General features: G+C 72.9%; 17 protein-coding genes. 7 read left to right on the top strand and 10 right to left on the bottom strand.

Annotated features, from left to right (window positions below):
* Positions 1-52: 52 nt before the first annotated feature.
* The 9 genes from ACFV04_RS36315 to ACFV04_RS36275 all read right to left on the bottom strand — a co-directional run bounded on the left by ACFV04_RS36315 (position 53) and on the right by ACFV04_RS36275 (position 11660).
* Positions 53-931, bottom strand: coding sequence for a CDP-alcohol phosphatidyltransferase family protein (locus ACFV04_RS36315; RefSeq protein ID WP_380342024.1), 879 nt, complete (start codon positions 929-931; stop codon positions 53-55).
* A complete protein-coding gene (locus tag ACFV04_RS36310) occupies positions 918-1610 on the bottom strand; it encodes a phosphatidylserine decarboxylase (RefSeq protein WP_360255719.1) in 693 nt (230 codons plus the stop codon). The genes ACFV04_RS36315 and ACFV04_RS36310 overlap by 14 nt, the downstream gene beginning before the upstream one ends.
* 489 nt (positions 1611-2099) lie before the next feature.
* Positions 2100-3302: an acyl-CoA dehydrogenase family protein gene (locus ACFV04_RS36305; protein ID WP_360255716.1), complete on the bottom strand. Its 1203-nt coding sequence runs from the start codon at positions 3300-3302 to the stop codon at positions 2100-2102.
* 140 nt (positions 3303-3442) lie between these two features.
* A complete protein-coding gene (locus ACFV04_RS36300) occupies positions 3443-3946 on the bottom strand; it encodes a MaoC family dehydratase (protein ID WP_380535202.1) in 504 nt (167 codons plus the stop codon).
* Between the two features lie 11 nt (positions 3947-3957).
* Complete coding sequence (locus ACFV04_RS36295) at positions 3958-4920, bottom strand: CoA ester lyase (RefSeq protein WP_360255712.1); 963 nt, start codon at positions 4918-4920, stop codon at positions 3958-3960.
* A 43-nt stretch (positions 4921-4963) separates the two neighbouring features.
* Positions 4964-6994, bottom strand: coding sequence for a protein meaA (locus tag ACFV04_RS36290; RefSeq protein WP_380342031.1), 2031 nt, complete (start codon positions 6992-6994; stop codon positions 4964-4966).
* Between the two features lie 10 nt (positions 6995-7004).
* Positions 7005-8342, bottom strand: a complete 1338-nt coding sequence (ccrA, locus tag ACFV04_RS36285) for a crotonyl-CoA carboxylase/reductase (protein ID WP_360255708.1) — start codon at positions 8340-8342, stop codon at positions 7005-7007.
* 379 nt (positions 8343-8721) lie between these two features.
* Positions 8722-9642 carry a TetR family transcriptional regulator gene (locus tag ACFV04_RS36280; RefSeq protein WP_380535200.1) on the bottom strand — a complete coding sequence of 307 codons (921 nt, stop codon included), beginning with the start codon at positions 9640-9642 and terminating at the stop codon, positions 8722-8724.
* A gap of 242 nt (positions 9643-9884) precedes the next feature.
* Complete coding sequence (locus ACFV04_RS36275) at positions 9885-11660, bottom strand: 3-hydroxyacyl-CoA dehydrogenase family protein (protein ID WP_380342037.1); 1776 nt, start codon at positions 11658-11660, stop codon at positions 9885-9887.
* A gap of 545 nt (positions 11661-12205) precedes the next feature.
* Here ACFV04_RS36275 and ACFV04_RS36270 point away from each other — a divergent pair.
* The 5 genes from ACFV04_RS36270 to ACFV04_RS36250 all read left to right on the top strand — a co-directional run bounded on the left by ACFV04_RS36270 (position 12206) and on the right by ACFV04_RS36250 (position 19865).
* The gene (locus tag ACFV04_RS36270; RefSeq protein WP_380535198.1) at positions 12206-14917 is read left to right on the top strand and encodes an MXAN_6230/SCO0854 family RING domain-containing protein; all 2712 of its coding nucleotides are present in this window, start codon (positions 12206-12208) and stop codon (positions 14915-14917) included.
* A gap of 76 nt (positions 14918-14993) precedes the next feature.
* Positions 14994-16448 carry a glutamine synthetase gene (locus ACFV04_RS36265; RefSeq protein ID WP_380535196.1) on the top strand — a complete coding sequence of 485 codons (1455 nt, stop codon included), beginning with the start codon at positions 14994-14996 and terminating at the stop codon, positions 16446-16448.
* 3 nt (positions 16449-16451) lie between these two features.
* Entirely contained in the window at positions 16452-17570 is a 1119-nt protein-coding gene (locus ACFV04_RS36260) for an amidohydrolase family protein (protein WP_380535194.1), read from the top strand.
* A gap of 281 nt (positions 17571-17851) precedes the next feature.
* Positions 17852-19342, top strand: a complete 1491-nt coding sequence (locus ACFV04_RS36255; protein ID WP_380342052.1) for a S8 family serine peptidase — start codon at positions 17852-17854, stop codon at positions 19340-19342.
* A gap of 157 nt (positions 19343-19499) precedes the next feature.
* Positions 19500-19865 (top strand): hypothetical protein, encoded by a 366-nt coding sequence (locus ACFV04_RS36250; protein WP_380342055.1) that lies wholly within the window; start codon positions 19500-19502, stop codon positions 19863-19865.
* Positions 19866-19934: 69 nt separating this feature from the next.
* On the opposite strand, the gene ACFV04_RS36245 is transcribed toward ACFV04_RS36250, so the two are convergent.
* Positions 19935-20834: a HipA family kinase gene (locus tag ACFV04_RS36245; protein WP_380342058.1), complete on the bottom strand. Its 900-nt coding sequence runs from the start codon at positions 20832-20834 to the stop codon at positions 19935-19937.
* Between the two features lie 91 nt (positions 20835-20925).
* On the opposite strand from ACFV04_RS36245, the gene ACFV04_RS36240 reads away from it, so the two are divergent.
* Positions 20926-21366, top strand: coding sequence for an SRPBCC family protein (locus tag ACFV04_RS36240; RefSeq protein WP_380342061.1), 441 nt, complete (start codon positions 20926-20928; stop codon positions 21364-21366).
* A gap of 270 nt (positions 21367-21636) precedes the next feature.
* On the top strand, positions 21637-22791 hold the full coding sequence (locus tag ACFV04_RS36235) for a glycosyltransferase (RefSeq protein WP_380342064.1): 1155 nt from the start codon (positions 21637-21639) through the stop codon (positions 22789-22791).
* Positions 22792-23345 lie beyond the last annotated feature (554 nt).

The raw sequence follows: 23345 nt of genomic DNA, 5'->3' as shown, positions 1-23345 counted from the left end.
GCCCGGAACCGATCGGTTCCGGGCCCTTCGTCATGGAGACGGACGAGCGGTCTCAGCCGAGCCGCGACTCCGCCCGCCGGGCGCGGACGTCGCCGACCTTCTGGCCCACCTTGCGGCGGATGACCAGCAGCGGCGCCATGGCCGCGAGGGTGATCTGGGCGAAGGCGCCGACGTGCATGAGCGCGTCGCCGCCGGGCAGGCCGGTGGCCCAGGCCGCCAGGCAGCCGATGGAGACCACGATCCAGCAGAGCGTGGCGGTGGCCAGCAGCCCCTGCGGCTTCGGGTACTCGATCCGGCTGACCATCAGGTACGCGGCGCCCATGATGGCGAGCAGGCCGGGCAGGAACGGCGGGTCGAGCAGCACGATGGCGATGACCGTCATCGCGCCCATGGGGCAGGGCATGCCCTGGAACACCCCGGGTCGCATCTTCACGGCCGAGAAGCGGGCCAGCCGCAGGACGACCGCGAGCAGCACGGTGATCGCGATGAGCGCCGAGAGCTTGCTGTTGGAGCCCTGGGAGACCATGCCCCAGACCGCGACGAAGTAGGCCGGCGCGATGCCGAAGCTGATCAGGTCGGCCAGGTTGTCCAGTTCCGCTCCGAGGGCGGAGGAGCGCAGCTTGCGCGCCACCAGGCCGTCGAAGAGGTCGCACATCGAGCCGATCAGCAGCAGCGTCACCGCGGTGGCGGCGCTGTGCCGGTCCGGAGCGGCGTCCGGGTTGGTGATGTGCGGGACGAGGACCCCGGTGGTGATCGAGTAGATCGCCAGGAAGCCGCAGACGGCGTTCCCCAGGGTCAGGAAGTCGGCGGTGGACAGGTGCTGGGGAGAGCGCGGGGCGCGCAGCTCGCGGTCGCGCGCCCAGCGGCGGCGGCGCAGGGCCGTCTCCTCGTCGTCCAGGCCGACGATTGTCTCAGGATCAGTCACGGTCAAGGCGCGTCACCCCGGCTGTGGTCTTCTGGCCGACCTCGACGCCGACCTCGACGCCGGCCGGCAGGTAGGTGTCGACCCGGGACCCGAACCGGATCAGACCGATCCGGTCGCCCTGCTCGACCTTGGTTCCGGCGGCCACGTACGGCACGATGCGGCGGGCCACGGCCCCCGCGATCTGGACCATCTCGATGTCGCCGAGCTCGGTGTCGAAGTGCCAGACGACCCGCTCGTTCTGGTCGCTGTCCTTGTTGAACGCGGGGACGAAGCCGCCCGCGACGTGCTCGACCGACGTCACCGTGCCCGGCAGGGGCGCGCGGTTGACGTGGACGTTGAGCGGGCTCATGAAGATCGCGACCCGGGTGCGGCCGTCCGGCCAGGCGTCGATGCTCTGCACCACGCCGTCGGCGGGGGAGATCACTCTGCCGGTGCCGACCTCACGCTCGGGGTCGCGGAAGAACCACAGCATGCCCGCGCTGAGCGCACAGGCGGGTACCGCCGCCAGGGCCCACTTGCCGCTGCGCCGGGTGAGGGCGGTGGTCACGGCGGCCGTGGCGAGAGTGGGGACGAACCAGGGGGTGGCTCCGCGCGCGATGGTCACGCGGGGTCGCCGACCGGCCGTCGTGGGTGCGAGGGCATCGCGGTCCGTGACGGAGTTGTGAGGGGACGGGCTGATGGGCATCGAAGACCTTTGTCGCGGGGGAACATGGCCGCTGGACGGGGGCCACCGCGGGATCGGTAATAGAGGGACGGCTTGCTGTCCCGGTGGATGCTATCGGGAGCACACGGTGGGTGGGCAACCCGCCTGCTCGTTCATGTGTCCGGTGGGAGCGCGTGTGCGCGTCCCACCTCTACGACCGTAGCTCGCCCCGGTCCGGTTCCCAAGGGACCTGACAGGGCTGGTGAGACTTGTCTCAACGGGTTCGCCGACGGAACCCCGCGGGGGAAACGGCCGTGGCGGCCGGAAGCGGGTGTGCGGAAGCGGCCGCAGGGCGTGTCGTCGCAGCTGTACGCCCTGCGGCCGCTTCCGGAGGGCCGTGCCGGACCCAGGCGGACCAGGCCGGGCCCGTGACGGGGCACGGCGCTCCGCCGGGACGGGCCCGCACGCCCGTCGACCGGCGGTTCGAGGGGGCCTCCGGGCGGCGCGGTCCGCCGGCCGGAGGCCCGGGGATCACTCGGCGATCCGGTACTCCTCCAGGAGCCGGCGTCCGACGATCATCTTCTGGATCTCCGCAGTACCTTCACCGATGAGCAGCATCGGGGCCTCGCGGTAGAGGCGCTCGATCTCGTACTCCTTGGAGAAGCCGTAGCCGCCGTGGATGCGGAAGGCGTCCTCGACGACCTCCTTGCAGTACTCGGAGGCGAGGTACTTGGCCATGCCGGCCTCGAGGTCGTTGCGCTCGCCGCCGTCCTTCTTGCGGGCGGCCATGACCATCATCTGGTGGGCGGCCTCGACCTTGGTGGCCATCTCGGCGAGCTTGAACTGGATGGCCTGGTGCTCGGCGATCTTCTTGCCGAAGGTGGAGCGCTGCTGGGCGTAGGAGATGCCCAGCTCGAAGGCGCGGCGGGCGACGCCGCAGCCGCGGGCGGCCACGTTGACCCGGCCGACCTCGACGCCGTCCATCATCTGGTAGAAGCCGCGGCCCGGGACGCCGCCGAGGATCCGGTCGGCCGGGATCCGGACGTCCTGCAGCACCAGCTCGGTGGTGTCGACGCCCTTGTAGCCCATCTTCTCGATCTTGCCGGGCACGGTCAGGCCGGGAACCTTGGGGTTCGGGCCGAAACCGGCCTCCTTCTCGATCAGGAAGGTGGTCATGTTCTTGTACGGGGAGCTGCCGCCCTCGTCGGTCTTGCAGAGGACCGCGACGAGGGTGGAGGTGCCGCCGTTGGTGAGCCACATCTTCTGGCCGTTGAGGACGTAGAAATCGCCGTCCTTGACGCCCTTGGTGGAGATGGCCGAAACGTCGGAGCCGAGGCCGGGCTCGGACATCGAGAAGGCGCCGCGGATCTCGCCGGCGGCCATCTTCGGCAGGAAGTAGTCCTTCTGCTCCTGGGTGCCGTGGGCGTTGATCATGTGCGCCACGATGAAGTGGGTGTTGACGATGCCGGAGACCGACATCCAGCCGCGGGCGATCTCCTCGACCACCAGGGCGTAGGTGAGCAGCGACTCGCCGAGCCCGCCGAACTCCTCGGGGATGGTGAGCCCGAAGAGGCCGAGCTGCTTCATGCCCTCGACGATGGCGGTCGGGTACTCGTCCTTGTGCTCCAGCTCGGTCGCGACCGGAATGATCTCCTTGTCGACGAAATCCCGCACGGTGGCGAGGATGTCCCGCTGGATCTCGGTGAGGCCGTCGGTCTGTGCGAGGCGTCCCATCGTGCGGCTCCGGAAAGGTCTAAGAGGGCGGGGGGGATTGCGGGGGCCCTGCCGGCGTGGCAGCAGGGCCCCCGTTACCGGGTGGGGGTCGGCCGATGACGGCGGCCTGCCCCTCCGGGGTCTCCGGGTGGAGGGGTGGGTTACGCGAGCGGGGTCGGGCGGCCGGGCTGCTCGCCGCCGCGCGCCTCGGCGTACGTCGCGGTCGGCACCATCACCTTGCGGCGGAAGATGCAGACGACCGTGCCGTCCTGCTTGTACCCCTTGGTCTCGACGTAGACGATGCCGCGGTCGTCCTTGGACTTGGACGGCCACTTGTCGAGGACCGTGGTCTCGCCGTAGACGGTGTCGCCGTGGAAGGTCGGCGCGACGTGGCGCAGCGACTCGATCTCCAGGTTGGCGATCGCCTTGCCGGAGACGTCCGGGACGGACATGCCGAGCAGCAGCGAGTAGACGTAGTTGCCCACCACGACGTTCCTGCCGAAGTCCGTCGTCTTCTCCGCATAGTTGGTGTCCATGTGGAGCGGGTGGTGGTTCATGGTGAGCAGGCAGAAGAGGTGGTCGTCGTACTCGGTGACCGTCTTGCCGGGCCAGTGCTTGTAGACCGCGCCGACCTCGAACTCCTCGTAGGTGCGTCCGAACTGCATGGCTCAGGCCCTCAGCTTTCCGGGATCTCGAACTTGGTGGTGCGCTCCATGCCGGCGGCGCGGCCCTTGCCGGCGATGACCAGGGCCATCTTGCGGCTGGCCTCGTCGATCATCTCGTCGCCGAGCATCGCGGAGCCCTTGGCGCCGCCCGCCTCGGAGGTGCAGTAGTCGTACGCGTCGAGGATCAGCTCGGCGTGGTCGTAGTCCTCCTGCGCGGGCGAGTAGATCTCGTTCGCGGCGGCGACCTGGTCGGGGTGGAGCACCCACTTGCCGTCGAAGCCGAGGGCGGCGGAGCGGCCGGCGACCTCGCGGTAGCCCTCCTGGTTGCGGATCTGCAGGTACGGGCCGTCGATCGCCTGCAGGTCGTTGGCGCGGGCGGCCATCAGGATGCGCATCAGGATGTAGTGGTAGGCGTCGGCCGGGTAGCCGGCCGGCTGCTCGCCGACGACCAGCGACTTCATGTTGATGGAGGCCATGAAGTCGGCGGGGCCGAAGATGATGGTCTCCAGCCGGGGCGAGGCCTCGGCGATGGCGTCGACGTTGATCAGGCCCTTGGCGTTCTCGATCTGCGCCTCGATGCCGATCTTGCCGACCTCGAAGCCCATGGTCTTCTCGATCTGGGTGAGCAGCAGGTCGAGGGCCTTGACCTGCTCCGCGTCCTGGACCTTCGGCAGCATGATGCAGTCGAGGTTGGGGCCGGCGCCCTCGACCACGGTGATCACGTCGCGGTAGGTCCAGTGGGTGGTCCAGTCGTTGACCCGGACGACCTTGGTCTTGTTGCCCCAGTCGCCGTTGTTGAGGGCGTCGACGATGGTGTGGCGGGCGCTCTCCTTGACCAGCGGGGCGCAGGCGTCCTCCAGGTCGAGGAAGACCTGGTCGGCCGGCAGGCCCTGGGCCTTCTCCAGGAAGCGCGGGTTGCTGCCCGGTACGGCGAGGCAGGAGCGGCGCGGGCGCAGGCGGTTCGGGGTAGTCATGAGGGTGGTTCGGTTCCTTCCCAGTGGTCAGCTGGTCAGCTGGTCAGTTCGTGGCCGCGGTCGGTGCGGGCGACCACGGCTGGAGCTTGTTGGCCAGCCGGATCTCGTCCACGATCCGGCCGATGATGGTCGTGATGCCGAAGTCCTTCGGGGTGAACACGGCGGCGACGCCGGCGGCCTTGAGGGCCTCGCCGTCCGCTGCCGGGATGATGCCACCCACGATCACCGGGACATCCTGCACCCCGGCGCGGTCCAGGCGCTTGAGGACGTCCGGAACCAGCTCGCAGTGCGCGCCGGAGAGGATCGACAGGCCCACGCAGTGGACGTCCTCGGCGACGGCCGCGGAGACGATCTGCTCCGGGGTCAGCCGGATGCCCTGGTAGACCACCTCGAACCCGGCGTCGCGGGCCCGGACGGCGATCTGCTCGGCGCCGTTGGAGTGCCCGTCCAGGCCGGGCTTGCCGACCAGCAGGCGCAGCTTGCCGGCGCCCAGTTCCTCGGCGGTCGCGGCGACCGCGGCGCGGACCTGCTCCAGTTCCCCGCCCGGCTCGGCGGCGACCGCGACGGGTGCGCCGCCGACGCCGGTGGGGGCGCGGTACTCGCCGAAGACCTCGCGCAGGGCGAAGGACCACTCGCCGGTGGTGACACCGGCCCGGGCGCAGGCGAGCGTGGCCGGCATCAGGTTGGCCCCGGTGGCGGCGACGGTCTTGAGCTCGGCCAGCGCCTCCTGGGCGGCGGCCTCGTCGCGCTGTCCGCGCCAGTCCTCCAGGGCGGCGAGGACGGACCGCTCGGAGGCCGGGTCGACCACCATGATCGCGGTGTCGAGGTCGGCGGTGAGCGGGCTCGGCTCGGTGGTGTCGAAGCAGTTCACCCCGACGATCTTGTCCTCGCCGGACTCGATCCGGGCCCGGCGGGCGGCGTGCGAGGAGACCAGGTTGGACTTCAGGTAGCCGGACTCGACGGCCGGGATGACCCCGCCCATCTCCAGCACCTTGGCGATCTCGGCCTCCGCGCCCGCCAGCAGCGCGGCGGTCTTGGTCTCGATCACCTCGGAGCCGTTGAAGATGTCGCCGTACTCCAGCAGGTCCGACTCGTACGCCAGCACCTGCTGGATCCGCAGCGACCACTGCTGGTCCCACGGGCGGGGCAGGCCGAGCGCCTCGTTCCAGGCGGGCAGCTGGACGGCCCGCGCGCGGGCGTCCTTGGAGAGGGTGACGGCCAGCATCTCCAGGACGATCCGCTGGACGTTGTTCTCCGGCTGGGCCTCGGTCAGACCGAGGGAGTTGACCTGGACGCCGTAGCGGAAGCGGCGCTGCTTGGGGTCCGTCACGCCGTAGCGCTCCAGGGTGACCTTCTCCCAGAGCCGGGCGAAGGCGCGCATCTTGCACATCTCCTCGACGAAGCGCACGCCGGCGTTCACGAAGAAGGAGATCCGGGCGACCACGTCGCCCATCCGCTCGGCGGGCACCTGTCCGGAGTCGCGGACCGCGTCGAGCACCGAGATGGCGGTGCACATCGCGTACGCGATCTCCTGGACGGGCGTGGCCCCGGCCTCCTGCAGGTGGTAGCTGCAGATGTTGATCGGGTTCCACTTGGGGATGTTGCCGACCGTGTAGGCGATCATGTCGGTGATCAGGCGTACCGACGGGCCGGGCGGGAAGACGTGCGTCCCGCGCGACAGGTACTCCTTGACGATGTCGTTCTGGGTGGTGCCGGTGAGCTTGGCGATGTCGGCGCCCTGCTCCTCGGCGACCACCTGGTAGAGCGCCAGCAGCCACATCGCGGTGGCGTTGATCGTCATGGAGGTGTTGGTCTGTTCGAGCGGGATGCCCTCGAACAGGGTGCGCATGTCGCCGACGTGTCCGACCGGGACGCCGACCCGGCCCACCTCGCCGCGGGCGAGGATGTGGTCGGAGTCGTAGCCGGTCTGGGTCGGCAGGTCGAAGGCGACCGACAGGCCGGTCTGGCCCTTCGCCAGGTTCCGCCGGTAGAGCGCGTTGGAGTCGCTCGCGGTGGAGTGGCCGGCGTAGGTGCGCATCAGCCAGGGCCGGTCGCGCTTCTGGGGCTCGGTCATCGGATCCGTCTCACACGTTCCGGAAGCGGTTGATGGCGGGCAGGTGCTTCTCGCGCAGCTCCCGGTCGCGCACGCCGAGGCCCTCCTCGGGGGCCAGGCAGAGCACGCCGACCTTGCCCTGGTGCTTGTTGTGGTGCACGTCGAGGGCGGCCTGGCCGGTCTCCTCCAGGGAGTAGACCTTGGACAGGGTCGGGTGGATCTTGCCCTTGGCGATCAGGCGGTTGGCCTCGAAGGCCTCGCGGTAGTTGGCGAAGTGCGAGCCGACGATGCGCTTGAGCGACATCCACAGGTAGCGGTTGTCGTACTGGTGCATGTAGCCGGAGGTGGAGGCGCAGGTGACGATGGTGCCGCCCTTGCGGGTGACGTACACCGAGGCGCCGAAGGTCTCGCGGCCCGGGTGCTCGAAGACGATGTCCACGTCCTCGCCGCCGGTGAACTCGCGGATCTTGGCGCCGAGGCGCTTCCACTCGCGCGGGTCCTGGTTGTTCTCGTCCTTCCAGAACCGGTAGCCCTCGGCGGAGCGGTCGATGATCGCCTCGGCGCCCATGGCGCGGCAGATGTCGGCCTTCTGGTCGTTGGAGACCACGCAGATCGGGGTGGCGCCGCCGGCCAGGGCGTACTGGGTGGCGTACGAGCCGAGGCCCCCGCTGGCGCCCCAGATCAGCACGTTGTCGCCCTGCTTCATGCCGGCGCCGTTGCGCGAGACGAGCTGGCGGTAGGCGGTGGAGTTGACCAGACCGGGGGAGGCGGCCTCCTCCCAGGTGAGGTGCTTCGGCTTGGGCAGCAGCTGGTTGGTCTTCACCAGTGCGATCTGGGCCAGGCCGCCGAAGTTGGTCTCGAAGCCCCAGATGCGCTGCTCCGGGTCCATCATCGTGTCGTTGTGGCCGTCCGGGGACTCCAGCTCGACCGAGAGGCAGTGCGCGACGACCTCGTCGCCGGGCTTCCAGGAGTTGACGCCGACGCCGGTGCGCAGCACCACGCCCGCGAGGTCCGAGCCCAGGACGTGGTACGGCAGGTCGTGGCGCTTGGTGAGCGGCGACAGCCGGCCGTAGCGCTCCAGGAAGCCGAAGGTGGAGACCGGCTCGAAGATCGAGCTCCACACGGTGTTGTAGTTCACCGAGCTGGCCATGACGGCCACCAGGGCCTCGCCGGGGCCCAGTTCGGGCAGGGCGACCTCGTCGAGGTGAAGGGACTTGCGGGGGTCCTTGTCGCGGCTGTCGAGGCCCGCGAACATCTGCTCCTCGTCCTTGTGGAGCGTCACCGCTCGGTAGGACTCGGGGAGCTTGATCGCCGCGAAGTCGGCCGACGTGCTGTCGGTGCTGAGGATCGCGTCGAGGATTTCCTGCATGGCTGCCTCCGAAGGCGTACCTGTGTGAGGGTCACAGGGCGTCTGGGGGAGCCGGGAGCGGACACCGGCTTCGCTGAGATGGGTGGTGGGTGGGTCAGGCTGGGCGCCCGGCGTGGACCGGGCCGTGCTGGCACTGCTCCCGGGGTGTGGGAACACCGGACGGCGGCGCGCCGAGGTGGGGAGCCGCGGCGCCGCGACTGGTGAGTAACAAGGTAGTGGCACCCTGTGCCACTCGTAAAGACACCGGGTGTCAGGAATTCCGAGGGTCCGAAACGGGCCGAAACGGCGCGTGACGCGCGTTGCGCAGGCAAGCAAAAGGCCCGCGCCGACGAATCGGCGCGGGCCTACGATACCGCTCTGACCTGCGTAAATGACGGTCCTATGGCGTGCGGGCACTGCTCAGTGCGGCCCGGATGCTGTCCACCACGACGTCCAGTGGGGCGTCCGTCCGGGCGACTGTGATGAGCACCTCACCTCCGGGGCTGGCACTCAGTGCGCTCTCGGCCAGGAGGTCGTCAGGCGTCCCACTGGCACCGGGTGCCACCACGGATCCCCGGCGTCTGGCACCCGGGGCGCTGGCGGCCCAGAAGGTCCGCCGGATCACCTCGAAGGAGTGGTCCAGCTGCGCCTCCACGTCCCCCCGGCCGCCGGCCCGCAGCCAGCGCCGCAGCACGTGGTTGTGCGCCGCGACGACCGCCGCCGCCGACACCTCGGCCAGCATCGAGTCGTCCTCGCCGCCGCGCTGCCACCCGGACGGGATGGACTCGCCGGTGTCGAACCGGCCCAGCAGGTACCGGGTGAACAGCCGCTCGTAGCGGGCCACCACCGCGATCTCCCGCTCCCGCAACGCGGGGACCTGACGGATCAGCTGGTACCGCGCGACCGACACCCCCGGGGTGGAGGCGTACATCCGCAGCACCTCCTTGATGCCGCGGCAGACCACGTCCAGCGGGTGCTCCTCCGGCTCGGCGCTGGCCAGCAGGTCGGCCACCCGGACGAGGGTGTCGTCGTGGTCCGGGAAGATCGCCTCCTCCTTCGACCGGAAGTACCGGAAGAAGGTGCGCCGGGCGACCCCGGCGGCGGCCGCGATCTGGTCGACCGTGGTCTCCTCGTAGCCCTGCGAGGCGAACAGCTCCATCGCGGCCGTGGCCAGGTCCTGGCGCATCTGCTGGCGCTGCGCGGCCGCCCGGCGGCTGCCCGGACCACCCTCCGGCCCGGTGCCCCCGGTCGAGGGGGGCGTCCGGTCGGTGCCGTGCGAACCGGCGGGGTGCTGCGGGGAGGCTGACTGAACCCGATCCATGTCCGGAACGCTACACGCCCCCGGGGGCGCGGCCGCGGGCCTTCCCCGGCGCACCGGCGCGACCGGGCCGGTCACGGCCGGCCGGGGCCAGCGCGAGGACACCGTCCCCGGGCTCCAGCCGGGCCTGGTCCCGGGCGGGGCCCCGTGCTGCGCCGCGCCGTTGCCGAGGGCCGCACCGCCGTACGGAGGGGGCCCGGCGGGCGGGCCGGCCGGATGCGGGCCGCCGCCGGGCTGCGGGGTGGTCACCGGCGCGCGTGGTCGCGGAAGCCGCGGCCGGTCTTGCGGCCCAGGCAGCCCGCAGCGACCAGGTGCTCCAGCAGCGGCGCGGCGGCCAGGCCGGGCTCGCGGAACTCCTGGTGCAGCACCTGCTCGATGGTCAGCGAGACGTCCAGGCCGACCACGTCCAGCAGTTCGAACGGGCCCATCGGGTAGCCGCAGCCGAGCTTCATCGCGGTGTCGATGTCGTCCACCGTCGCGTAGTGCTCCTGCAGCATCCGCACCGCGTCGTTCAGGTAGGGGAAGAGCAGCGCGTTGACGATGAAGCCGGCTCGGTCGCCGCACTCCACCGGGTGCTTGCGGACCTTGGCGGTCAGCTCCAGCACGGTCGCGGTGACGTCCGGGGCGGTCAGCACGGTGGAGACCACCTCGACCAGCTTCATGGCCGGCGCCGGGTTGAAGAAGTGCATGCCGATCACGTCCTGCGGCCGCGTGGTGGCGGTCGCGCAGCTGATCACCGGCAGCGAGGAGGTGGTGGTGGCGAGCACCGCGCCCGGCTTGACGATCTTGTCCAGGGTGGCGAACAGCTCCCGCTTGACCGCCAGGTCCTCGGCCACCGCCTCGACCACCAGGTCGACCTCGGCCAGCTCGGCGTACTGGCCGACCGGGGTGACCAGCGCCAGCGCGGCGTCCCGCTGCTCGGCGGACATCCGGCCCTTGGCGACCGAGCGCTCCAGGGACTTGGCCAGCTGCGCCTTGGCCCGGTCCGCCTTCTCCGCGCTGCGGGCGGCCAGCAGCACCGGGTGCCCGGCCTTGGCGAAGACCTCGGCGATGCCGGTGGCCATGGTGCCCGAGCCGCAGACGCCGACGGTGCGGACCTCGCGGCCCGGCACCTTCGGCAGGGCCGGCCCGGTGGCCGCGTCGACGGCGCGGGACGAGCCCGGCGCCTCGTAGGTGTAGAAGCCGCGGCCGGTCTTGCGGCCCAGCAGCCCGGCGGAGACCAGCTGGCCGAGGATCGGGGCGGGGGCGTGCAGGCGGTCCCGGGACTGCTCGTACATCGCCTCCAGGACGGTGCGCGCGGTGTCGACGCCGATCAGGTCGAGCAGCGCCAGCGGGCCCATCGGCAGGCCGCAGCCGAGCCGCATCGCGGCGTCGATGTCCTCCCGCGAGGCGTACTTGGACTCGTACATCGCGGCGGCCTGGTTCAGGTACGCGAACAGCAGGCCGTTCACCACGAAGCCGGCCCGGTCGCCGGCCGCCACCGGCTCCTTGCCGAGGTCCCGGGCGAAGGCGGCGGCGTCCTCGGCGGTCCGCGGGGAGGTCAGCACCGTGCGGACGACCTCGACCAGCTTCATGGTGTGCACCGGGTTGAAGAAGTGCAGGCCCAGCACCCGTTCGGGGCGGGCGGTGGCGGCGGCGATCCGGGTCACCGAGAGCGCGGTGGTGCCGGTGGCCAGCACGGTGGTCTCCGGGCAGATCCGGTCCAGTTCGGCGAAGACCTCCCGCTTCAGCTCCAGCTGCTCGGGCACCTCCTCGATCACCAGGTCCGCGCCGGCGGCGGCCGCCAGCTCGTGCCCGACGGAGATCCGGGCGAGCAGCCCGGTGCGCTCGTCGGCGGTGAGCCGCTCACGGTCGACCGCGTGCGCGGTCGCCTCCTCGATCCGGGCCAGCGCCCGGGCGGCGGAATCCTCGGTGGCCTCGATGCCGATCACCCGGCGGCCGCTCTTGGCGACCGCCACCGCGACGCCGGCACCCATCGTGCCGAGGCCGACGACCGCGACGGTGGGGAAGGGACGCTCCATCTGTCCTGACTCCTAGTCATGAAGGGCCCGCGCGTGCTCCGGCGGGCACGCCGCCGCGCCCGTACGCCGGGGGCGGCCGCCGCCGGAGGAGGGTCCACGCGCGGGGGCTTGGGGAGATGACGGGGTGCGGCCCACCCGGACGGCGGCCGGTCCGCTCCGGCCGAACTGCGCAGGTGTGCCGTGGTGCTCAGGCGCTCGAAGGTGAAGGAAGCGGCTCTGATACGAGGAGAAACCCGGCCGCCGCGGTGCGCGGCACCGGCCGGTGAAAGCGCACCGCGCGGGTGCCGCAGACGCGGCGACCCGCAGCCTCCCGCCGGTGCGGCTCCCGAAGCCCGGCGGTGGTGCGTCCGGCCACTGTAGCGAAGCTACTCGCCGGTAGGAAGGGGGCGTGGGCGGAAAACCGTTCGGGCGCGCGGCCGGCCTTCGCTAGGGTGCTCGACGCGGGGGCGGCTCCGCGGCGTGCTTCCTTCTCACTCATCTCCAAAATGACCCGAGTGCGCCCACTCTCCGCCCCCGCTTTGTCGTACCTACCCGGGGGAAGAGCAGTGAAGAAGCAGCGCGCCGACGCGCCCGAGACCGGACTGGACACCTACCTGCTGCGCCGTCACGGCACGGTCCTGGTCGCGGCCGGGGCACCGCCCGAGGAACCGCAGCCGCTGACGGCCCGCGGCCTGGTCGTCCTGGAGGCCGACCTCGCCGAGCGCGGCCACGTCCTGACCCGCGACCTGCGCGTCGCCCTCGGCCGGCTGCGCCCGGCCGACCTCGCCGCCGCCGGCACCCGGCTGCTGCGCGAGATCGACGCGACGCTCGGCGCCGACCGCCGCCACACCCCGCTGTTCCGCCGCTTCCCCGAGGGCGTGCCCGCACACGCGCACGCCTCCTACTCCTCGATCATCCGCGGCCACCTGCTCTGCCAGAGCAGCCAGATCTGCCTGGTCTGCGAGCGCGACAGCCTGACCGCCGGCATAGGGGCCCTCGCCCCGTGCGCCCACCTGCTGTGCGGCGACTGCTACGAGGACCTGATCGAGTCCTCCGGCGGCCGCCACTGCCCGGTCTGCGCCGCCCCGCTCGAACGCGAGCGCCGCCTGCGCACCGACACCAAGGGCGCCCGCGTCGTCGCCGCGAACCTGCGCCCCGGCCCCGCGCTCAAGCCCCTGCGCCTGGCCCGCTCCGCCGCGGCGCCCGGGCTCGCCGGAACCGCACTGGCCGCCCTGCTCGGCCGGCGGACCCCGCTGAGCCCGCAGGACCGCGAGGACCTCGCGCTGCTCCTCGACCACGCCCCGGCCGACCCGGCCGCCTGGCTGCCCGCCGAGATCCCGGTCCGGGAGAGCCGCGCCACCGTGCTGGCCGCACTGCTGCGCCGGGACCCGGAGCGCGCCCGCCCGCTGCTCGCCGGCCACCTCACCACCGCCACCGACGTGCTCCGGCTGATCTGGGCGTGGTCCGGCGCCGAACCCGACCTGCTGCCGGCCACCGCCCGCACCCTGCGGCTGCGCAACCTGCCCCGCCCGCTGCGCCGCGAACTGCTCGCCGTCCTGGACGCGTTCCCGGTCGGCACCCTCGCCGAGGACCTGCGCCGCCACCGGCAGCCCTGGCTGCGGGCCGGCGAACTGCTGCACCCGTACGAGCACCGCGCCCGCTTCCCCTACGCGGCCGCCGCCTTCGCCGTGCTCCGGCAGAGCGACCTCGACCTGCACGGCCTCGGCCCGGAGCTGCGCGAGGCGCCCGCGCCGCTGCGGGTGCGCGAGACGCCGGGCGGCCACACCCGGCTGACCGTGGAGACCTTCGCCGCCGCGGTCGAACACGCCCTCCAGCAGGGCGACCTGCCCGCCGCCGTCCGGCTGCTGGCCCGCCGCCCGGGCGAGTTGGTGCGCCGGCTGCACCACCTGCTGCGGGTGTACGAGACCTGGTCCCCCGGCGAGCCGATGCCCGCCGACCTCGCCGGGGCGCTGCCGGCGGCACTGCGCGCCGTCGCCCCCGGACCGCTGCTCGGCGCGTACGGGCGGCTGCGCGCGCCGCGCGAACACGGCGAGCGGCGGCTGTACTTCCCGCGCGGCCGGGTCGCCTCGGCGCACGCCCGCCACGACTGGGGCACGCCCGTCCCGGCCGGCCTCGCCGCCCCGGTCCGTGCCCTGATCGAGGCCGAACTGCTGCGCCGGGCCGAGCGGTCGGCACGGGAGGAGGGCCGCTACGAGGTGGCCGTCCTGGACGCCGCGCTGGCCGACCTGGTCGTGCCCTTCGCCGAGCGCGCCAGTGCCAGGACCCTGGTGGCCGTGCCGCGCGGCAGCGTGCAGCGGATCCCGGACGGGCAGCTGCTGCGGCTGTTCGTGCACTGGATGCAGCGCCCGCACCAGCGGGTCGACCTCGACCTGTCGGTCGCCTTCTACGACGAGGAGTGGCAGTTCACCGGCCTGTGCGACTACACCCGGCTGGTCCTCGGCCCGCGTGCCGCCGTCCACTCCGGGGACTTCACCACCGCTCCGCCGCCGCACGGCGCCACCGAGTTCGTCGACCTCGACCTGCCGGCGCTGGGGGAGGCGGGTGCCCGGTACGCCGTGGTGGTGGTGTTCAGCTACAACGACGTCCCGTTCGAGGACCTCACCGACGCCTTCGCCGGCTTCATGGCCCTGACCCCGTCCGAGGCGGCCCGGCAGCGCACCGGCAGCTTCCACCCCAAGAGCGTCCGGCAAAGGCTGGACCTCGCCGGGGACGCCAGGATCTGCGTGCCGATGATCGTCGACCTCCGGACCCGCAGCTACACCTGGACCGACCTCAACGCCGGCTCCCACGCCGGGTTCCACAACCTCGACCGGCACCACGCCCGGATCGGCTCGCTGGCCCGGGACGTCCTGACGCACTTCGCCCCCGGCGCCAGGGCCACCCTCTGGGACCTCGCCTGCGCCGCCGCCGCGACCGGCAGCGACGAGGTGCTGGTCCGCGACCGGACGGGCCTCGGACTGGGTGTCTACCACCGGGGCGCGGACGAGCCGGTGGCCGACTTCGCGGCGCGCCTGCGCGGGCGCCACGAGAGCGACCGGCGCACCGAGCAGCCGCCGGACGACACCGCCCGGCTGATCGCCGAACGCCTCACCGGCGCACGGGCGTTCGCGGCCCTGGTGCACGCCGACGTGCCGGTCCCGGCCGGGGCGCACGGGACGCTCTACCGGCTCTACCCGGGCCCGACGGACGCGGCCCCGGACGCCCTGGAACGGATCACCGCGGGGGACCTGACGGCCCGGTTCTCCCCGAACGGGTGAACGGGTGGACGGGCCTCCGTTTGGACCACCCGATAGGGGAGTTACGCGGGCCCGACCGGCGGGGCAGCATGGTGACATGACCATCGGAACCGCCGCCGGCCCCACCGCGCCCGGCCCCGTCCACCCGGCCGGTGCGGCCGGGTCGTTCGGCCCCGTCGCGGCCGTCGCGCTGCCCCCACGCGCCGAGCGGGCCGAGCAGGCCCAGGAGGCCGCCGACCGGCTGCGCACGGCCGCCGTCGACGCGGTGGCCGTCACCTGGGTGGACAACGCGGGCATCACCCGGGTCAAGGCGGTGCCGCTCGGCGGCCTGTCGCACGCCGCGCAGTGGGGCATCGGCGCCGCACCCTGCTTCGACGTCTTCCTCGCCGACGACACGGTCACCACCAGCCCGGTCATCGGCGGCCCCACCGGGGACCTCAGGCTCTACCCCGACCTGGAACGGGCCGTCCCGCTGGCCGCCCAGCCCGGGTGGGCCTGGGCCCCGGCGGACAGGTACACCCAGAGCGGCGCTCCGCACCCCGGCTGCCAGCGGCTGTTCGCCCGCCGGGCGGAGGCCGCGGCGGCCGCGCGCGGGCTGGGCCTCAAGGCCGGCATCGAGGTCGAGTGGGTGGTGGCCCTCGCCGGCTCCCCACAGGAGGAGCCGCGGTACCCGACGCACGGCCCCGCCTACGGGATGCACCGGCTCACCGACCTCTCCGACTACCTGCGGGACGTCCTGCGCGCCCTCGGCGAGCAGGGACTGGACGTCCTGCAGATCCACCCCGAGTACTCCCCGGGCCAGTTCGAGGTGTCGGTCGCCCCCGAGGGCCCGGTCGGCGCCGCGGACACCTCCGTCCTGGTCCGGCACACCGTGCGGGCCGTCTCCGCCCGGCACGGCCTGCGGGTCTCCTTCGCGCCGGTGGTCGAGGCGGGCGCGGTCGGCAACGGCGGCCACCTGCACCTCAGTCTCTGGCGGGACGGGCGCAACCTCGGCCACGGCGGCTCCGGGCCGCACGGCCTGACGGCCGAGGCCGAGGGCTTCCTCGCCGGGGTGCTCGACGCCCTGCCCGAACTGCTGGTGCTGGGCTGCTCCAGCCCGGCCGGGTACCTGCGGCTGGTGCCCTCGAACTGGGCCGGTGCCTACCAGTGCTGGGGCCTGGAGAACCGCGAGGCCGCGCTGCGCCTGGTGACCGGCTCCACCGGGGAGCGGGCCGCAGCGGCCAACGCCGAGGTCAAGTGCTTCGACGCGAGCGCCAACCCGTACCTGGCCGTCGGCGCGGTGATCGCGGCCGGTCTCGCCGGGCTGGACCAGCGCCGGGCGCTGCCACCGGAGTTCACCGGGGACCCGGCGGCCGCCGAGCCCGGCACGGTCCCCCGGCTGCCGGACGGCCCGGCCGGGGCGCTGGCCGCCTACGAGCGCTCGGCGGTGCTGCGCGAGGCGCTCGGTGAGCCGCTGTACCAGGCGGTGCTGGCGGTGCGCCGGGCCGAGGCGGAGCAGTACGCGTCCGTGACGCCCGAGGAGTTGGCCGCGGCCACCCGCTGGCGGTACTGACCGGTGTCCCGGCCGGAGGCGCCCGCGCTGGTCGACCACCACTGCCACAGCGTGGTGGCGGCCGACCTCGCCGACGACGCCCTGGCCGCGCTGCTCACCGAGTCGGACCGGCCACCCGCGCCGGGCTGCTCGCCCTTCGACAGCGCGCTCGGCCTCGCCGTACGGCGCTGGTGCCCGCCCGTGCTCGGCCTGCCCGTGCACGCCCCGGCCGTCGACTACCTGGCCCGGCGGCGCGAGTTGGGCGCCGCCGAAGCGACCGCCCGGCTGCTCGCCGCAGCCGGGCTGGACACCCTGCTGGTGGACACCGGACTGACCGCCGCCGCGGGCCTGCCGCTGTTGCCCCCGGCCGAACTCGCCGCGCTGGCCGGGGCGTCGGTGCGCGAGGTGGTCCGACTGGAGACGGTCGCCGGGTCGGTGACGGCCGGTGCCGAGGACTGGCCCGGGGCCGTCGCCGAGGCGCTGGCGGCCGCCGCCCGGGGTGCCGTCGCGGTCAAGTCGGTGCTCGCCTACCGGCACGGCCTGGCCGCCCCGGCGCACCGGCCCGCCCGGTCGGCCGTGGTGGCCGCGGCCGGCGCCCGGCTGCGCGGCGGGCACGGCCGGCTGACCGACCCGGTCCTGCTGCACCACCTGCTCTGGACGGCCGTGGACGTCTGCGCCGAGCTCGGTCTGCCCCTCCAGCTCCACACCGGCTTCGGCGATCCGGACCTCACCCTGCACCGGGCCGACCCGTCCCTGCTGACGGACTTCGTGCGCGCCGCCGAGCCCAGCGGCGTCCCGCTGGTGCTGCTGCACTGCTACCCGTACCACCGCCAGGCCGCCTGGCTGGCCCAGGCCTTCCCGACGGTCTTCACCGACCTCGGGCTGACCGCCTCGTACACCGGGCCCCGGGTGGCGGAGGTGCTGGGCGAGATGCTGGAACTGGCGCCGTTCGGAAAATTGCTGTTCTCCACCGACGCCTACGGGCTGCCCGAACTTTTCTTGGTGGGCACCTGTCAGTTCCGGCACGGACTGGCTGAGTTGCTGGATCGGTGGCAGTCCGACGGTGCGTGTGCGGCGGCCGACGCGCAGCGGCTGGCGCACTCGGTCGCCGCCGACAACGCCCGTCGGCTGTACGGGTTGTAGCAGCCCGGAAGGTCGTCACAGCTGCACCTCAGGGTGTGGCCGGGGCCGGTGAAGGCGCTTCCGAAGTGGGTGGCCGCACGTCGGCGAACCATCACTTTTTAACAATCTTGGCCCTGTTGCCCTTGTTGATCTGCGAACTCTCAACCTCTCTTGTTGCTCTAGATGTGACGATTAGATGACTACCTCTTGCGCATCTCATCGAATATTCATTAAGTTCCGGTCATTCCCAGTGCACCTGCCAACCGCAGCTGCCGGATGACGACTCGGGAGGGCCAACCCCAATGAGAGTTCCTCGGATCAGCCGGACCCGGTACGCGGCAGTGGGCCTCGTGCTCGCCACCGCCGGCGCCCTCGCGCTCCCGGCCGGCACCGCCGTCGCGGCTCCCACGGCCGACCCGACGACCGGCCCGCTGCTCAGCTACGTCGTCAACACCAAGGCCAACCACGGCCAGGTGCAGAAGGTCGAGCAGGCCGTCAAGAGCCTCGGCGGCTCGGTGGTCTACTCGTACGAGCAGATCGGCGTCGTCATCGCCCGCTCGACGGACACCAAGTTCGCCGAGAAGCTGCGTCTGGCCAAGGGCGTCGACTCGGTCGGCGCCAGCCGCACCAAGGGCATCACCGCCGCCGACCAGGGCAAGGCCGAGGTCGCCCCGGCGCCCACCACCGCGCCCGCCGCCGGCCAGGAGCCGCTGGAAGCCAACCAGTGGGACATGCGCCAGATCGGTGTCGACAAGGCGCACAAGATCTCGCTCGGCAGCCGCAACGTCACCGTCGGCGTGCTGGACTCCGGCATCGACGCCACGCACGAGGACCTGGCCGCCAACGTGGACGCCTCGCAGTCGGTCTCCTGCATCGACGGCGGCAAGCCGAACACCGACTGGAAGGCCTGGCAGCCGGGCCCCGACGGCGACCACGGCACCCACGTGGCCGGCACCATCGCCGCCGCCAAGAACGGCAAGGGCATCGTCGGCATCGCCCCGAACGTGAAGCTGGCCGCGGTCAAGGTCGTCGACGACGGCGGGTTCATCTACCCGGAGTACGCGATCTGCGGCTTCGTGTGGGCCGGTGAGCACCAGTTCAAGGTGACCAACAACAGCTACTACGTCGACCCGTGGATGTTCAACTGCCCGAACGACAAGGACCAGGCGGCCATCACCGCCGCCGTCAAGAAGGCCGTCGCGTTCTCGCAGCGCAAGGGCGTCCTCAACGTCGCCGCGGCGGGCAACGAGAACATCGACCTGGCGCACAAGACCACTGACGTCTCCAGCCCGGACGACACCACCCCGGGCACCCGCCCGGTCACCAACGACTGCCTGTCGCTGCCGACCGAGCTGCCGGGCGTCATCGCCGTCTCCTCGGTGGGCGTCAACGGCGAGAAGTCGTACTACTCCAGCTACGGCAAGGGCGTCGTGACCGTCGCCGCGCCGGGTGGCGACAAGCGCTACCAGATCCCGAACACCCCGGACAAGGACGGCCGCATCCTGTCCACCATCCCCGGTGGCAAGTACGGCTACATGCAGGGCACCTCGATGGCCTCCCCGCACACCACCGGCGTCCTCGCCCTGCTCGCCAGCACCTTCCCGTGGGCCAGCCCGGACGAGCTGACCGAGATGCTGACCAGCCAGGCCGAGTCGCACCCGTGCCCGACCGGTGACTTCAACCCCGGCGGCGCCGGCCAGTGGAAGGCCACCTGTGAGGGCGGCGCGGACGACAACGGCTTCTACGGCGCGGGCATCATCAACGCCGAGAAGGCGGTCCAGTGGTGGCGCTGAGAGGCTGACCACGACGACACCTGATCGCTGAGCCGGGGAGCGGGACCACTGGGTCCCGCTCCCCGGTCGCGTTTGAGTACCCGTACTCAGGCCGCCGCCACGCCCGCCGCACAGGATGGAGTCGTACCCACCGGAGTCACCACAGGAGTTGAGCGACATGGCGCAGAGCGTCCCCGGCCGGCCGACCACCCTCGGCGCACCGGGCCTCCCCGGCCGGCGGAACCGGGTCGCGCTGGCCCTGGGCGTAGGCCAACTGCTGCTCGCCGCACCCATGCTGGCCACCCTCGGCGCGGGCGGCCTGGTGGTCGCGGTGATGGGCCTGGCCGCCGGCAGCTCGCCGGCCGCGGTGCTGCTGCTCGCCCTGCTGCTCGCCGCCGGGCCGCTGCTCGGGCTGGGCCTGGCGTTCCTGGTCGTCCGGCTGCGGCGGCTGCCCGCGGACGTCGCGTTCCCGACGGCCGGCTTCGGCCTGCTGGTCGGCACCGCGATCGAGTACGTCGGCTGGATCCGGCCCGCACTGGGCTGAGTCCGACCCGCGGCCGCCGTTCGGCTGCCGTTCGGCCGTCCCGGCCGCGGCGCCGGCCGCCACCCGCGGTCAGCCCTCGTCGACGTGCTGCCCCCAGACCGTCTCCACCGACGGCTTGCCGTGCAGGTCCGGCACCTCCTGCAACCAGGCCGGCCGCCCGGCCCGGGTCCGGGCCGCCTGCCGCCGCTCGGCCTCGCGCAGCTGCTCGGGGGTGGCGAACCCCTCCGGCAGCCACTGCTCGGAGAGCACCACCCGGGCGGCCAGGTGGGTGACGTAGGCGTGCCGGACGGCGTCCACCGAGTCGAAGCCGGGCTCGCCGGCCAGCCACGCGTCCGGGACCAGCGCCAGCACTTCCTCCAGCAGCGGCACGGTGACCAGCGGGCCGAGCTCCTCGTCCGCGAGCCCGACGTCCGGGGCGGAGCCGCCGAGGGCGTGCGCGCTGAGGTCGTACCGCTTGCCGACCGCCGCCCCGGCCCCCGCCCAGCGGTGGTGGAAGATCAGCGCGGCGCCGTTGTCGATCAGCCAGAGCCGTCCGTGCCAGACCACCAGGTTGGGGTTGTGCACGGTGCGGTCGACGTTGCCGGTGAGCGCGTCCAGCCAGACCACCCGGCCGGCCTCGACGGAGTCCACCGCGATCATCCCCGGCCGGAAGTCCCGCGCCCCGGGCAGCAGGTCCATCCCGAGGTTGAGGCCGGTGCTGGCCCTGAGCATGTCCTGGATCTCGGTGTCCGGTTCGTCCGCGGCGACGGCCGGGTCGAAGTCCACCAGCCGCAGCTCGGGCACCCGCAGGCCCAGCCGCCGGGCCAGCTCGCCGACGATCACCTCGGCGATCAGCGCCTTGCGGCCCTGCGCGGCCCCGGTGAACTTGACCACGTACGTTCCCAGGTCGTCGGTCTCCACCACGCCGGGCACGGAGCCGCCGGCCCGCAGCGGGTCGACGTAGCGCACTGCAGTCACCAGATCGAGCACACCGGCCACCCTATCCCGCCGCGTCACGGGCGTGACCCTGTGATTGGCTTGCCGGTGAGAGCGCGACCCACCACACGAGGAGAGCAAGGTCATGGGACAGGTGCAGGCCACCACCGAGCGGGTCTACGACGCGGCCCCGGAGCAGGTGTACGAGGCGCTGGCCGACTACCAGGTGACCCGCCCGAAGCTGCTGCCCGCGCAGTACAGCGAGTACGAGGTCCGGGTCGGCGGCACCGGCGCCGGCACCCAGGTGCACTGGAAGCTGCAGGCCACCGAGAAGCGGGTGCGGGACTGCCTGTTCACCGTCTCGGCGCCGCAGCCCGACCAGCTGGTGGAGAAGGACGCCAACTCCAGCATGGTGATCACCTGGACCGTCGCGGCCGCCGGTGAGGGCGGCACCAAGGTCACCGTGACCGCCACCTGGCAGGGCGCGACCGGCATCGGCGGCTTCTTCGAGCGCACCTTCGCCCCCAAGGGCCTGAACCGGATCCACGACCAGGTGCTGGCCAACCTGGCCGCCGAGGTCCGCTGACGCGCATCGAGGTCCGCGGAAGCACGTCGAGGTCCGCTGAGGCGGATCGAGGGTCCGTCGGGACGGCCGAGGCCCGCCGCGGTCGCCGGGTGACGCGACCGGCAGCGCGATTCGGTCGCCTGAATCCATCAACGTGCTTGAATCGCGCGGGAATTCGAGGCGGTCGGCCACCCGTACGAGCGGAACACCGTACGGGTGGTCGAACCGCCACCTCCGGGTGACGGGGGCCGCCCGGCGCGGGGGAGCCACCCTAGGCTCGCCGCCGTGCATATGACGATCCTTCACATTTCGCAACCGGTGGACGGCGGGGTCGCCCGCGTCGTCGCCGACTTGGTCAGGGGACAGCGCGAGGCCGGCCACCGGGTGCTGGTCGCCTGTCCGCGCGGCGGGCGGCTGGCCGAGGAGGCCGCGGCGGTGGGCGCGCTGGTCCAGGACTGGCCCGCCGGGCGTTCGCCGGGCGCGGGCACCGCCGCCGAGGCCTGGCGGCTGCGCCGGATCGTCCGCGCGGCCGCGCCCGACGTGGTCCACCTGCACAGCGCCAAGGCCGGGCTGGCCGGCCGGCTGGCGGTGCGCGGCGCCGTGCCGACGGTGTTCCAGCCGCACGCCTGGTCCTTCGCGGCCGTGGACGGCGCGCTGGCCGCCGCCACCCTGCGCTGGGAGCGCTTCGCCACCCGCTGGGCGCACCGGCTGCTCTGCGTCAGCGTCCAGGAGCGGGCCGACGGCGTGGCCGCCGGGGTGCACGCCGACTGGGCGGTGGTGCCCAACGGCGTGGACGTCCGGCACTACGCGCCCGCCGACCGTCGGGCCGCCCGGATCGCGCTGGGCCTGGACCTGGACGCCCCGCTCGCGGTCTGCGTCGGGCGGTTGTGCCGGCAGAAGGGCCAGGACGTGCTGCTCGCCGCCTGGCCGGAGGTGCTGCGCCGGGTGCCGCAGGCGAGGCTGGCGCTGGTCGGCGGTGGGCCGGACGAGCAGCGGGTGGCGGAGCTGGTCCGGGAGAGCGCCGAGCCGGCCCGGGTCCGGCTGGTCGGGGACGTGGCGGACCCGCGCCCGTGGCTGGCGGCGGCCGACCTGGTGGTGCTGCCTTCGCGCTGGGAGGGGATGGCGCTGGCCCCGCTGGAGGCGATGGCGGCCGCCCGTCCGGTGCTGCTGACCGACGTGCCGGGGGCGCGGGAGTGCCTGCCGCCGGCGGAGCGGGAGCAGGCGGTGGTCCCGCCGGAGGACGCGGCGGCGCTCGCCACCCGAATGGGGGAAGCGCTGTCCGATCCGATCGAATGCGAGCGACGCGGCGCGCGCCTGCGCGATCACGCGGTCGCCCGGCACGACGTGCGCACCGTGGTCGAACAGGTGGACGCCCTCTACCGGCATCTGCTGGGCGCCGGGCCGGCTGCGGGGCGGCGCAGGGCCCGTGTCCCAGAGCGGATCTGATCGTTTCACATGCCGTGAATGCCCGCCGATTCCGGCGTCGGCGAATTCGCACCCTCAACCGGACAGGGGATGGGGCTTCAAATCCGAAATACCTATTAATGGGCGGCTGGAATGAAACGGCAAGTCAACTTCCGTCCCGTAACGCCTGGTTCGGTATTGTCGGATTTTGCCTGCTTCGTTCAGATTTCATATCGGGAATTCACGGCTGGGCCCCTCGCGACCGAGTCCCCCGCGGCCGATCCCTTCACGATCGGCCCCGCCACGGGAGCTCCGAGAGCCGCCGGCGGCAGCAGGTGCTGTCAGGACCGCGCCCACCGGGCCGGGACGGCCGCCCCGCGCCAACCGGTGCCGGGGCACCGTAACCCCGGGCACACAGCAGGGGAGATCGTGCGCTGATGACCATTGACCACGACAGCGTGCCGCGATCGGGCGGGCCCCTGTCCGGCCCCCGCCGGCCGGGCACCGGGCATCGGCAGCGCCGCGCGGGGGGCCGCCGCCCGCCCACCCACCAGGCGCCCCCGCCCCCCCCGCCGGCCCCACGCCACAACGGAACA

This window comes from Kitasatospora sp. NPDC059599 (assembly GCF_042735125.1).
Classification (GTDB): Bacteria; Actinomycetota; Actinomycetes; order Streptomycetales; family Streptomycetaceae; genus Kitasatospora.
The sequence above is the reverse complement of the archived record's forward strand: the minus strand, read 5'-3'. Positions and strand labels throughout refer to the sequence as shown.

Coding starts and splice junctions, on each gene's coding strand:
- ACFV04_RS36310 (WP_360255719.1), bottom strand. CDS start 1,610: ATGCCCATCAGCCCGTCCCCTCACAACTCCGTCACGGACCGCGATGCC.
- ACFV04_RS36305 (WP_360255716.1), bottom strand. CDS start 3,302: ATGGGACGCCTCGCACAGACCGACGGCCTCACCGAGATCCAGCGGGAC.
- ACFV04_RS36300 (WP_380535202.1), bottom strand. CDS start 3,946: ATGCAGTTCGGACGCACCTACGAGGAGTTCGAGGTCGGCGCGGTCTAC.
- ACFV04_RS36295 (WP_360255712.1), bottom strand. CDS start 4,920: ATGACTACCCCGAACCGCCTGCGCCCGCGCCGCTCCTGCCTCGCCGTA.
- ACFV04_RS36290 (WP_380342031.1), bottom strand. CDS start 6,994: ATGACCGAGCCCCAGAAGCGCGACCGGCCCTGGCTGATGCGCACCTAC.
- ccrA (WP_360255708.1), bottom strand. CDS start 8,342: ATGCAGGAAATCCTCGACGCGATCCTCAGCACCGACAGCACGTCGGCC.
- ACFV04_RS36280 (WP_380535200.1), bottom strand. CDS start 9,642: ATGGATCGGGTTCAGTCAGCCTCCCCGCAGCACCCCGCCGGTTCGCAC.
- ACFV04_RS36275 (WP_380342037.1), bottom strand. CDS start 11,660: ATGGAGCGTCCCTTCCCCACCGTCGCGGTCGTCGGCCTCGGCACGATG.
- ACFV04_RS36265 (WP_380535196.1), top strand. CDS start 14,994: ATGACCATCGGAACCGCCGCCGGCCCCACCGCGCCCGGCCCCGTCCAC.
- ACFV04_RS36255 (WP_380342052.1), top strand. CDS start 17,852: ATGAGAGTTCCTCGGATCAGCCGGACCCGGTACGCGGCAGTGGGCCTC.
- ACFV04_RS36250 (WP_380342055.1), top strand. CDS start 19,500: ATGGCGCAGAGCGTCCCCGGCCGGCCGACCACCCTCGGCGCACCGGGC.
- ACFV04_RS36240 (WP_380342061.1), top strand. CDS start 20,926: ATGGGACAGGTGCAGGCCACCACCGAGCGGGTCTACGACGCGGCCCCG.
- ACFV04_RS36235 (WP_380342064.1), top strand. CDS start 21,637: ATGACGATCCTTCACATTTCGCAACCGGTGGACGGCGGGGTCGCCCGC.